This window comes from Azonexus sp. MM2026_4, assembly GCF_055901855.1.
On sequence record NZ_CM148380.1, the window covers coordinates 34,551 to 46,484 of the forward strand.

Consider the following 11,934-nt stretch of genomic DNA (forward strand, 5'->3'; position numbering starts at 1 on the left):
GCCGGTTTCCTTACTTCGGGCTGTAGCGCAGGCCGACGAAGGCGTTCATGCCGGGCGTGTTGTAGCCGAGCGCGGTTTCGTACTTCTTGTCGAACAGGTTGTTCAGGCGCGCCTCGACCGCCAGTTCGCCGGTGATCGCGTAACGCGCGGTCAGGTTGACCAGACCGTAGCCGCCCATGCGCCCGGTTTCGGTATTGGTGTTGTAGCGCTTGCCGACACCCAGCACTTCGACGCCGGTTTCGAGCGGCCCCCAGTTGCGGCTGACGCCGAGCATCGCCTTGTCGCGGGCGCGCCGGCCCAGTTCGAAACCGTTGCTGGTGTTCTTCGCATCCAGCCAGTCGTAGCTGGCGCGCAGGTTCCATTGCCCGAAGCGGCCGGCGTAGGTCAGCGTCGCGCCTTCGAGGCGGGCCTTGTCGACGTTCTCGTAGGTGCCGATCCAGGTGACCGGATCGGAAACCCAGTCGATCAGGTTGCTGACCCGGTTGTGGTACCAGGTGGCGCTCAGTGCGTGCACGCCGTTGTCCCAACTCAGCCCGATCTCGCGATTGCGCGATTTCTCCGGCTTGAGGTCGGGATTGCCGTTGCCCCAGGGCGAGGTCATGAACAACTGGTACACCGACGGCGCCTTGAAGGCGGTGCCGTAGCTGGCGTGGGCGCGCAGTTCGCGGCTCAGGCGGTAGCCGTAGGCGACGCCCCAGGTGGTTTCGCCACCGAATTCGGAATGATCGTCGCGGCGGGCGTTGAGCTGCCAGCTATGGTCGCCGAGGCTGGCGGTCCAGCCGGCGAGGACGGAGTCGTTGTCGACCTTCGGGCGCTGGGCAAAACCGGTGTCGGGGCTGATTTCCTGCTCCTGGCGTTCGGCCGCCAGCAGCAGCTTGCCGAGCGGCAGCGTCAGGTCGTTCTGCCAGCTCAATTGCCGGTTGCGCGTGTTCTGCCGGGTGATCGTCTCGACCGGCAACGGCCAGGCCCAGGCGTCCCAGTAATAGGATTTCTGGCGGTCCTCGGCTTCGCCGTACTGCAGGCGGCTGGTCCAGACATCGCTCAGGCGGTTGCGGCTGAACAACTGCCATTGCTCGGTGGTGAAGCGGGCGCGGTCGTCGTAGTTGCCGGTCGCCGGCTGGTTGCCGCTGTCGTAATGGACGAGGCCCTCGTTGCGCCGCCAGATGCCGCCGATCTCGTGGCCGGCGGCGGGAATGAAGGAGAGCGCGGCACTGCCGCCGGTGTTGCGGTAGGCGTCGTCGTCGGCGTCGCGGTTGCTGGCATGGCGCTGCGCCGAAAAGCCGTCGCTGGCGCGGTGGTTGGCTTCGACGCGGAAACGCCAGTGTTCGTCGCCGCCGCTGACGCCGGCACTGGTCTCGCGGGTATGGTCGCTGCCGTAGCCGACGTAGCCATCGGCGCGCAGGCCCGGCGCGCCGCGCCGGGTGATGATGTGGATCACGCCGCCCAGAGCGTCGGCGCCATAGAGCGTGGCCGCCGGGCCGCGCAGGATCTCGATGCGCTCGATATTGGCCAGCGCCAGGAAGCGCAGCGGCGAGCCCGAGAGGTCGGCCGAGTTGATGGCGATGCCGTCGACCAGCACCTTGGTCTGGTTCGAGTTGCTGCCGCGCAGGTAGAAGCTGGTCGTGGTGCCGGGACCGCCGTTGCTCGCGGTCTGGATGCCGGGCTGACGGGCGAGCAGCTCGGTGACGGTGTCCTGGCCGCTGCGTTCGATTTCCGCGCGGTCGATGACGCTAACGTCGGCGAGCACTTCGGCGACACGGTTTTCCTGACGGGTGGCGGTGACGACAACGGTACCGAGGTCGGCGGCAGCCGGCGCGCTGCCGGCAAAGAGCGGCAGCAAAAGGGCTGCGCTGGGCTTGAGGCGGATTTGCATGATTTTCCCCTGGCCGGCAGGCGTCCCCGCATGCCGGTGTGCGATGAAAAGAAAGTGCACGGGGAAACTGGGCTGGATCAGCCGGCGCCACCACCCCGTGGTCCTTTCGCTTGCGTCACAGGCCGGTCTCCGGGCTCGCAAGTCTTGACGCGCCGCCTTCCCGGGGGGAAACCCAGTGGCTCGATGGCGCGCCCGCACTTGCTTACCGTTGCGGGGGCAGCAGCGGAATTGCCTCGTCGGAGGCGCACCGCTTTCCCGTTTCACCGTGGCGAGGAATATCGCGCACGGCACCTGAAACGGGCGTGATTATAGCGGAGCCGGGGGCGCCTGGTCCGGGTGGGCGGGCGGAACCGGCGAAGGTCTTGTCGCGACCGTTGCAATTCTGCCGACGTGAGACGGAAGGCGGCAAACAAAGGTCCGGGATCGTGCGCTATGATGCCTTTCAGCGTTGATCACTCAGCAAACTCATGCCTGGTCTTCCCGCCATCCTGCGTTCGTGCGTCGTCATCCTCGTCTTGCTGGCGGGAATGGCGGGTTGCGCCGCGAACGCGGCGGGAACGCCGGAGGCACGCATCCTCTTCATCAATTCCTACCATCGCGGCTATTCCTGGAGCGACGGCATCGAGGACGCTTTCCGGGCGCGCCTCGCTGCTTCCGGCAGGAAGATCGAGCTTTCCGTCGAGTATCTCGATAGCCGCCGTTTCGCTTACGGCGCGCAGATCGAGCCGTTGGCGCAGGCGATGGCGGTCAAGTACGCCGAATACCCGCCCGACGTGGTGGTGGTCGCCGACAATGCCGCCTTCGATTTCGCGATCCGTCATCGTGCCCGCCTGTTTCCGCAGCAGCCGATCGTTTTCGGGGGCTACAACAATTTCCGCCCGGAGGTGGCCGAGGGGGTTGCCAACATCACTGGGGTGAACGAGGAAATCGCCATTGGCGATGCCGTTGCCATGGCGCTCGGGGTGCATCCGCGGGTGCGCACGCTGGCTTTCGTCGTTTCCACGGCGGACGCCAGCAGCAGGCGGATCGGCGAGGTGGCCGAACAAACGGTGTTTCCCGAGCTGCGCAAGCGCTTCGATGTCGTCGTGCTCAAGGATGCATCGATCGAGGAAGTTCACCGGCGTCTCGCCGCGCTACCCGCCGATAGCCTGTTGTTCCTGATCGGCCAGGTGAGCGACAAGGGGGGCGGCCGCGCCCTGTCGCCGGCCGAGAACGGTAGCCGGATCACCGCCGGCAGTCCGTTTCCCGCCTATACGTTCTGGGACTTCCATCTCAATGCCGGCGCCCTGGGCGGTCACATCATCACGGCCGCCGAGCAGGGGCGGACGATGGCCGGCATGGCGCTACGCATTCTCGACGGGACACCGGCCGACAGCATTCCCGTCGTCATGACCACGCCGACCCAGGATATCTTCGATTATCCGGTGATGCAGCGTTTTGGCGTCAGCGAGGACGATCTGCCAGCCGGCGCCGTGATCATCAATCGGCCCGTTTCGCTCTGGGCAACCTATCGTTGGCAGATTGTCGGCGTGATCGGGCTGCTGGTGCTGGAAACCCTGCTGGTCGGCCTGTTGCTGCACGTCGCCCGTGGCCGCCGCATGGCGATGGCCGCCCTGACCGAGGCCAAGGAGGCGGTGGAGGTGGCCAACGTGGCGAAGAACGCTTTCCTGGCCAACATGAGCCACGAGATGCGGACGCCGCTCAACCACATTCTCGGCATGATTCCCCTGTTGCGGCGCGAACCCTTGTCGGTGAAGCAGTCCGAGCGCCTGGACAAGATCGCGGCGGCCTGCCAGAAGCTGACCGGCAGCATCGCCGCCGTGCTCGAACTGACCCGCCTGGAAGCCAACAAGCTCGAACTGACCGAGCAGCCTTTCGATGCCGCCGCGCTGATTCGCGACGCGGTCGAAGACATCCGGGCCGAGGCCGACGCCAGGCAACTGGCACTGGTCGTCAACGCGGCGCCGATACCGTCCGGGCTGGTCGGCAACCTTGCCTACATCCGGCTGGCGCTGAACAATTACCTGGCCAATGCATTGCGCTTCACGCCGTCGGGCAGCATCACCATCCGGGTCCGCGCGATTGAGCCGCAGGGGGAGACGGGGACGGAGGCGGTGCTGGTGCGCTTCGAGGTCGAAGATACCGGGATCGGCATTGCCGAAGCCGACCAGAAGCGCTTGTTCAACGTCTTCGAGCAGGTCGATAACTCGTCGACGCGCCAGTACGGCGGCCTCGGTGCCGGTCTAGCGATCACCCGCAAGATCGCCCGGATCATGGGCGGCGATGCCGGGTGTACCAGCCATCTCGGCCAGGGCAGCACTTTCTGGTTTGCGGTGGCCTTGAGGAAGGCGGCGGCACCCGCCGCCTGATCCGCCGGCAAAAAAATGGACTGCCGGAGCAGTCCATTCGCTGGCCGGAGAACGGGCCGGATCACTCGATGGCGAGCACCGATTTCGCCTGCTGGCGGAGGACGTATTTCTGGATCTTGCCGGTCGAGGTCTTCGGCAGGACGCCGAAGGCGACCTGCTTCGGCACCTTGAAGCGGGCCAGGTGGCCGCGGCAGTGCTCGATGATGTCGGCCTCGCTGCAGTCGGCACCGGTCTTCAGTTCGATGAAGGCAGCCGGCACTTCGCCCCATTTCTCGTCCGGCTTGGCGACGACGGCGGCGGCGATCACCGCCGGGTGGCGGTAGAGCACGTCCTCGACTTCGAGCGAGGAGATGTTCTCGCCGCCGGAGATGATGATGTCCTTGGAACGGTCCTTGATCTTGACGTAGCCGTCGCTATGGACGACCGCCAGGTCGCCGGTGTGGAACCAGCCGCCGGCGAAGGCTTCCTCGGAGGCCTTTTCGTTCTTCAGGTAGCCCTTCATCACCAGGTTGCCGCGGAACATGATTTCGCCCATCGTCTCGCCGTCCCAGGGCACCGGCTGCAGGGAAACCGGGTCGAGCACGGCGATCGCTTCCTGCATGTGGTAGCGCACGCCCTGGCGGCCGTTGCGGGCGGCCTGCAGGTCGATCGGCAGGCGTTCCCATTCCGGCTGCTTGGCGCAGACCGACGCCGGGCCGTAGGTTTCGGTGAGGCCGTAGACGTGGGTGATGTTGAAGCCCATCTTCTGGGCGCCCTCGATGATCGCCGCCGGGGGCGCGGCGCCGGCGATCAGGCCGTTGACCGTCTGCTCGATGCCGGCCTTGAGTTCGGCCGGGGCGTTGATCAGCATGCCGTAGACGATCGGTGCGCCGCACATGTGGGTCACCTTGTGTTCCTTGATCAGGCCGAAGACCAGCGCCGGATCGACCTTGCGCAGGCAGACGTTGGTGCCGGCATTGGCGGCCAGCGTCCACGGGAAGCACCAGCCGTTGCAGTGGAACATCGGCAGTGTCCACAGATAGACCGAGTGCGGCGGCATGCCCCAGGAAATGATGTTGGAAGCGGCGTTCAGGTAGGCGCCGCGATGGTGATAGACGACGCCCTTCGGGTTACCGGTGGTGCCCGAGGTGTAGTTGAGGGTGATCGGGTCCCATTCGTCGGCCGGCAGTTCCCAGGCGAATTCCGGGTCGCCGTTGCCGATGAAGGCTTCGTAGTCGATCTCGCCGAGCGCTTCGCCGCCGGTGAACTCGGGGTCGAGGCTGTCGATGACCTGCGGCTTCGGTCCTTCGAGCAGGGCCAGGGCGTCCTTGATCACGGGCGAGAATTCCGGGTCGGTGATCAGCACCTTGGCTTCGCCGTGGCTCAGCATGAAGGCGATCGCTTCGGCGTCGAGGCGGGTGTTCAGCGTGTTGAGCACGGCGCCGCTCATCGGCACGCCGAAATGGCATTCGAACATGGCGTTGCTGTTGGGCAGCATCGCCGCCACCGTGTCGCCCTTGCCGATGCCGCGCTGCTGCAGCGCCGAGGCGAGCTGGCGACAGCGCGCGTAGCTGTCCTTCCAGGTGTAGCGCTGCTCGCCCTGGATCACCGAGATTCGCTTCGGGTAGATGAAGGCCGAGCGTTCGAGGAAGGTGAGCGGGGAAAGCGGGATGTAGTTGGCCGGATTCTTGTCGAGGCCATGGGCGTACGGGTTGGTCACGTGCTGTCTCCTGCGTGAGTTGATGGTTGGCAAAAATTAATAATTAGTAAAACGCGATTTATAGCGGAACAGACTCGATTGTTGCAATGCAAAAATTCGGTTAATAAACAACGAATTGTTGCGGTTAATCATTGTGAATTAAATTACGTAAAATGGCGGTCGGTAATGGCTTTGGGAGTGGTTACTACAGTTAGTGGAAATTTCCTTGCTGGCCACTAAATATGGTGTCCGCGCCTTGACGCGGCAATGACGCGAAGCTAGACTTCGCCGCGTTGACGGTTCCCGCAAGGGATCAAAAGGGAATCCGGTGAAAGGTCTGTGACCTTGAATCCGGGGCTGCCCCCGCAACTGTCATCGGCGAGCTTTCTGCCCATCTTTGCCACTGGTTTCGTACCGGGAAGGCGGTGGAAAGCGTTGAGCCGAGAGCCAGGAGACCTGCCGCAACGTCCTTCCAACCAACGATGGGGCGGGGTGTCCCTGGCGAAAGGTATGAGCGTGTCGCAGCCGGTTTTCGTTCGTGAGTCGCAGGTCGCAACGGGTTTTGCCCGCGGCGGCGTTCGTCTTGCCCGGCGCACGCTGTCCCGGTTCTCCGCCCCCCATGCCGGAGAATCGCCGTGTCCGTCAACGTCCTAGCCCGTCTTTCCGATCTTTCCGCCCACAGCACGGCGGCTCTCCAGGTCATCCGCCGCAACGGCGCCGTCGTCGGCTTCAACGCCGAGAAGATCTCGGTGGCCATGACCAAGGCCTTCCTCGCCGTCGAGGGCAGCCAGAGCGCCGTCTCGTCGCGGGTGCGCGAAGTCGTCGCCCAGCTTACCGAGGCCGTCGTCCGCTCGCTGACCCGCCGTCTGCCGGACGGCGGTACGGTGCATATCGAGGACATCCAGGACCAGGTCGAGCTGGCGCTGATGCGCTCCGGCGAACACGACGTTGCCCGCGCCTACGTGCTCTACCGCGAACGCCGCGCCGGCGAGCGCGCCACGCTGGCGGAAGTGCAGGGCGTGCCGCAACTGCACGTGACGGTGGACGGCGAACGCCGGCCGCTCGACGTGGCGGCGCTATTGCGCCGCTGCGAGTCCGCCTGCGCCGGGCTGGGCGAGCAGGTGTCGGCGCGCAGCATCCTCGACCACGCCTTGCGCAACCTCTACGACGGTGTCGCCCTGGCCGACGTCCAGCAGGCGCTGATTCTGGCCGCGCGCACGCTGATCGAGCGCGAACCGGGCTACGACTACGCCACCGCCCGCCTGCTGCTGGCCAGCCTGAACGAAGAGGCGGTCGGCGCCGAGGCGGCGCAAAATCCTGCGGTCGACGCCGGCTATTTCCCGAAATTCATCGCCCGCGGCATCGCCGCCGAACTGCTCGACCCGCGCCTGGCCGATTACGATCTGGAGCGCCTGGCCGCCGCGTTGAAGCCCGAGCGCAACCAGCTGTTCGGCTACCTCGGCCTGCAGACGCTTTACGACCGCTATTTCCTGCACATCGACGGCCGCCGCATCGAAACGCCGCAGCTCTTCTTCATGCGCGTGGCGATGGGCCTGGCCTTGAACGAAATCGACCGCGAAACGCGCGCCATCGAGTTCTACGACCTGATTTCCAGCTTCGACTTCATGTGCTCGACGCCGACCCTGTTCAACAGCGGCACCCTGCATTCGCAACTGTCGTCCTGCTACCTGACCACGGTGGCCGACGACCTCGACGGCATCTACCAATCGATCAAGGAAAACGCGCTGTTGCAGAAGTACGCCGGCGGCCTCGGCAACGACTGGACGCCGGTGCGCGCGCTGGGCAGCCGGATCAAGGGCACCAACGGCCAGAGCCAGGGCGTCATTCCCTTCCTGAAGGTGGTCAACGACACGGCGGTCGCCGTGAACCAGGGCGGCAAGCGCAAGGGCGCCGTCTGCGCCTACCTGGAAACCTGGCACCTGGACATCGAGGAATTCCTCGAACTGCGCAAGAACACCGGCGACGAGCGCCGCCGCACGCACGACATGAACACCGCCAACTGGATTCCCGACCTGTTCATGCAGCGCGTGATCGCCGGTGGCGAGTGGACGCTGTTCTCGCCGGTTGACGTCCCCGACCTGCACGAAAAATCCGGCCGCGCCTTTGTCGAAGCCTATGAAGCCTACGAAGCCAAGGCTGCCGCCGGCCAGTTGAAGCTGCACAAGAAAGTGCCGGCCGTGCAACTGTGGCGCAAGATGCTGACCATGCTGTTCGAGACCGGGCATCCGTGGATAACCTTCAAGGACGCCTGCAACCTGCGCTCGCCGCAGCAGCACGTCGGCGTCGTCCATTCGAGCAACCTGTGCACCGAAATCACGCTGAACACCTCGGATTCGGAAACGGCGGTGTGCAACCTCGGTTCGGTCAATCTGCTGGCGCACCTGAAGGACGGCCAGCTTGACCAGGCAAAGCTCGCCCGCACCGTGCAGACGGCCATGCGCATGCTCGACAACGTCGTCGACATCAACTTCTACGCGACGCCCAAGGCGCGCAACGCCAACCTGCGCCACCGCCCGGTCGGCATGGGCATCATGGGCTTTGCCGATTGCCTGTACCAACTCGGCATCGCCTACGCCTCGCCGCAAGCCGTCGAATTCGCCGACCGCAGCATGGAAGCCGTCTGCTACCAGGCCTACTGGGCGTCGACCGAACTGGCAAAGGAGCGCGGCCGCTACTCCAGCTTCACCGGCAGCCTGTGGGATCGCGGCATCCTGCCGCACGAAAGCATCGCGCTGCTCGAAGCCGGGCGCGGCGAAGCGGTCGAACTCAACCGTGACAGCCGCCTCGACTGGGATGCGCTCAAGCAACGCATCGCCCGCCACGGCATGCGCAACTCCAACTGCGTCGCCATCGCGCCGACCGCGACCATCTCCAACATCGTCGGCGTCTCCGCCAGCATCGAGCCGGCCTACCAGAACCTCTACGTCAAATCCAACCTGTCCGGCGAATTCACCGTGGTCAACGAAGCGCTGGTGCGCGACCTCAAGGCGCTCGACCTGTGGGACGAAGTGATGGTCGCCGACCTCAAGTATTTCGACGGCTCGCTCGCCCGCATCGACCGCGTGCCCGACGAACTCAAAGCCCGCTACGCCACCGCCTTCGAGATCGACCCGGTGTGGCTGATCGAAGCCGCGGCGCGGCGCCAGAAATGGATCGACCAGGCGCAGTCGCTCAACCTCTACCTGGCGCTGCCCTCCGGCAAGAAACTCGACGAAATCTACAAACTGGCCTGGAAGCGCGGCCTCAAGACCACCTACTACCTGCGCACGCTGGGCGCCAGCCAGGCGGAAAAGTCCGGCGGGCGCGACGATGCGGTGGTGCAGGAGGAGGCGCCGAAATTCTGTTCGATTGACAATCCGGAGTGCGAGGCTTGCCAATGAATGCTGCCAAGCTTATTCGACGGATTGCGGCGCAGGCTAACCCGGCGCGCCGGGTTAAGCGAGCGAAGGCGAGCGGCCGTAGCCACAACCTGTCCAGCGAGGCCCGCCAATGAAGACTACCTTCAAAACCTGGCTACCCCTCGCCCTGGCGCTGCTCGCCAATCTCGCCCAGGCGGCCGATTGTCCGCGCATCATCAGCCAGTCGCCCTACATCAGCCGGGCGCTGGACTGGCTGGGGCGGGGCGATTGCATCGTCGGCGTCAGCCGTTACGACCGGCTGCCGCTGGCTCATACCGGCGGCGTCAAGGACCCGGACGCCGCGGCGATGGCCGATCTCGAGCCCGATGTCGTCATCTATTCCGAATGGACCGCCGAGGCAACCGTCGAGTCGGCCACGCCGCCCGGCGCGCGGGCCGTTCGGGTGGGCGGCTTTCGCGGCATGGCGGGGGTCGAGGCCATGTTGCGCGAGGTCGGGCAAGCGGCCGGGGTGGCCGATATCGAGCGCCGCGTCGCGCAGTTTTCCCGCGACTGGCGGCAGGCCGCGGCGCGCGTCGATGGCCGCCAGCGCCGGGTGCTGATCCTGTCCGCCTGCGGCGAGGCGCCGTATTCCTTCGGGCGCGGCAGCACGCTGTTCGAGGTGTTTTCCACCGCCGGCTTCGACGTCGTGGCCGACCACGAGCAGATACGCAATTTCAACCCGCGGACGCCGCAGGGCGATGTCGCGGCCTGGATCAGCGAACGGCGGCCCGATCTGCTCTTCGCGCTACAGGACCACAAGGCAGGCAGTTGCAACCCGGCCATCGCCAGACCCGGCATCCCCATCCTGCCGCTCACCGGCGAGTACTTCACCCATCCCGGCCCGGAACTGCTCAAGGGGCTGGAAGAGCTGCGCCGGACGATGGCCGAGTTCGGCGCTTGAGGTCGAAGGTGGTTTCCAGGGTTAAGCTTGCCGCCTTTTCGTGTCACGAGAGATTGCAATGAAACCTTTGCTCGCCCTTTTGCTGCGTTCGGCGCTTGTTTTGCTGCTGGCGCGGTCCGCCATCGTGCCGGCCGCCGACCTCGACCTGCCGGCCGAACTCGCCGCCAGCGCCGAAGTCCGCCGTGGCGAGCGCGACGGCTTGTGGGAGAAGACGCTGCTCGTGCGCTTTGCCGGCGAGCGGCGGGTGCTGTCGACCAGCGACGGCATGCTCAGCGCCCGCGCGGCGATCAACCATGCCGCCCATCCCTTCCTCTGGCACCGCCTGGGCAGCGACAGCAAGGGCTACGCGCTGGGTGTGCGCGATGCGCTGGCGGCGCAGCTGGAACTGCCGCCGGCCGCCGTCGCGCAGATGTCCACGGCTGCCGACATGGACCACCTCGCCGTCGTCACGCGCTCCCACGGACCGCTGACCGTGACCGTGCTGGCCACCGCCGGCGCGCGCAGCAACGCCATCCGCACCAGCGTCGATGCCGGCGCCTACATCGAAGGTCTGGACGACGAGAAGAAGCCGGCCGGCACCATCAACATCCTGGTGCTGAGCAATATCGAATTGAGCGACGCAGCGCTCGCCCGCGCGCTGATCACCGTCACCGAAGGCAAAACGGCGGCGCTCGAAGACCTCAAGGTGGCGAGCAGCTATACGAAAGAAGTGCAGGCGACCGGCACCGGCACCGACAGCATCATCGTCGTTTCCGGCAACGCCGCGCCGCGCGCCACCTACACCGGCGGCCACAGCCGCATCGGCGAGCTGATCGGCAAGGCCACCTACGCGGCGGTGGTCGAGGCGCTCGGCAAGCAGAACGGCTACTACCTGCCCGGCGCGCGCCGCTATGGCGATGCCCCGGTCGGCCCGGCCAAGCGCGCCAGCGACCTGCGCATCGCGCTGCTCCATCTCGACCCGGTGCCCGGTGACATCGCCGGCAACCGCGCCCGCATCGAAGCCGGCATCCGCGACGCGGTGCGCCACGGCGCCGACTGGGTGGTGACGCCGGAACTGGCCGAAACCGGCTACAACTTCGCCAAACGCATCGGCAGCGACTGGGTGCATCCCTTCCCGAGCAACTGGCTGCACGGCCTCACCGCCGTCGCCCGCGACAACGGCGTCGCGCTCTTCGTCGGCGTTGCCGAGCGCGACCCGACAACCAAGAAACTGCACAACAGCGTCGCCGTCATCGACCGCAGCGGCAAGCTGCTCGGCAGCTACCGCAAGCAGCGCCCGGTCGGCGGCGCCGAAGCCTGGTCGGTGGCCGGCGGGGAAGGGCAGCCTTTCCTGGTCGATGGCCTGCGCGTCGGCACCCTGATCTGCGCCGACGCCTGGCGCCCGGAACCGGCCGCCCAGCTCGCCGCGCGCGGCGCGCAAATCCTGCTCTCGCCGGCCAACTGGCCGCCGGTCGAAGGCATGGGGCCGGGCGACGTCTGGGAAAAACGCTCGCGCCAGACCGGCCTGCCGCTGGTCGTCGTCAATCGCGGCGGCAAGGAACCGGAACTCGACTTCTCGCGCGGCGAGAGCGCCGTCGCCATCGACGGCCGCCGCGTCTTCACCTTCACCGCCGCCGAGGGTGGCATTTTCTACGTGGACTGGGATCGCCACCGGCGCTTCCGGTCCGTCCGCACCGACTGACCACGAGGTTCAT

6 protein-coding genes and 2 riboswitches are annotated in these 11,934 nt (G+C 66.1%); of the genes, 4 read left to right on the plus strand and 2 right to left on the minus strand.

Annotation, left to right across the window (positions count from 1 at the left end; all coding sequences use genetic code 11):
- Positions 1-10 precede the first annotated feature (10 nt).
- On the minus strand, positions 11-1,873 hold the full coding sequence (locus AC0KWY_RS00085; RefSeq protein WP_474027617.1) for a TonB-dependent receptor domain-containing protein: 1,863 nt from the start codon (positions 1,871-1,873) through the stop codon (positions 11-13).
- Positions 1,874-1,976: 103 nt separating this feature from the next.
- Positions 1,977-2,183, minus strand: a riboswitch (cobalamin riboswitch).
- Between the two features lie 157 nt (positions 2,184-2,340).
- Here AC0KWY_RS00085 and AC0KWY_RS00090 point away from each other — a divergent pair.
- The gene (locus AC0KWY_RS00090; RefSeq protein ID WP_474027618.1) at positions 2,341-4,242 is read left to right on the plus strand and encodes a sensor histidine kinase; all 1,902 of its coding nucleotides are present in this window, start codon (positions 2,341-2,343) and stop codon (positions 4,240-4,242) included.
- A 61-nt stretch (positions 4,243-4,303) separates the two neighbouring features.
- On the opposite strand, the gene AC0KWY_RS00095 is transcribed toward AC0KWY_RS00090, so the two are convergent.
- Positions 4,304-5,941: an acyl-CoA synthetase gene (locus AC0KWY_RS00095; protein WP_474027619.1), complete on the minus strand. Its 1,638-nt coding sequence runs from the start codon at positions 5,939-5,941 to the stop codon at positions 4,304-4,306.
- A 259-nt stretch (positions 5,942-6,200) separates the two neighbouring features.
- Positions 6,201-6,397, plus strand: a riboswitch (cobalamin riboswitch).
- 158 nt (positions 6,398-6,555) lie between these two features.
- Here AC0KWY_RS00095 and AC0KWY_RS00100 point away from each other — a divergent pair.
- The 3 genes from AC0KWY_RS00100 to AC0KWY_RS00110 all read left to right on the plus strand — a co-directional run bounded on the left by AC0KWY_RS00100 (position 6,556) and on the right by AC0KWY_RS00110 (position 11,921).
- Positions 6,556-9,321, plus strand: coding sequence for a ribonucleoside-diphosphate reductase subunit alpha (locus AC0KWY_RS00100; RefSeq protein WP_474027620.1), 2,766 nt, complete (start codon positions 6,556-6,558; stop codon positions 9,319-9,321).
- 109 nt (positions 9,322-9,430) lie between these two features.
- On the plus strand, positions 9,431-10,240 hold the full coding sequence (locus AC0KWY_RS00105) for an ABC transporter substrate-binding protein (RefSeq protein ID WP_474027621.1): 810 nt from the start codon (positions 9,431-9,433) through the stop codon (positions 10,238-10,240).
- Positions 10,241-10,298: 58 nt separating this feature from the next.
- Positions 10,299-11,921 carry an adenosylcobinamide amidohydrolase gene (locus AC0KWY_RS00110; RefSeq protein WP_474027622.1) on the plus strand — a complete coding sequence of 541 codons (1,623 nt, stop codon included), beginning with the start codon at positions 10,299-10,301 and terminating at the stop codon, positions 11,919-11,921.
- Positions 11,922-11,934: the final 13 nt, after the last annotated feature.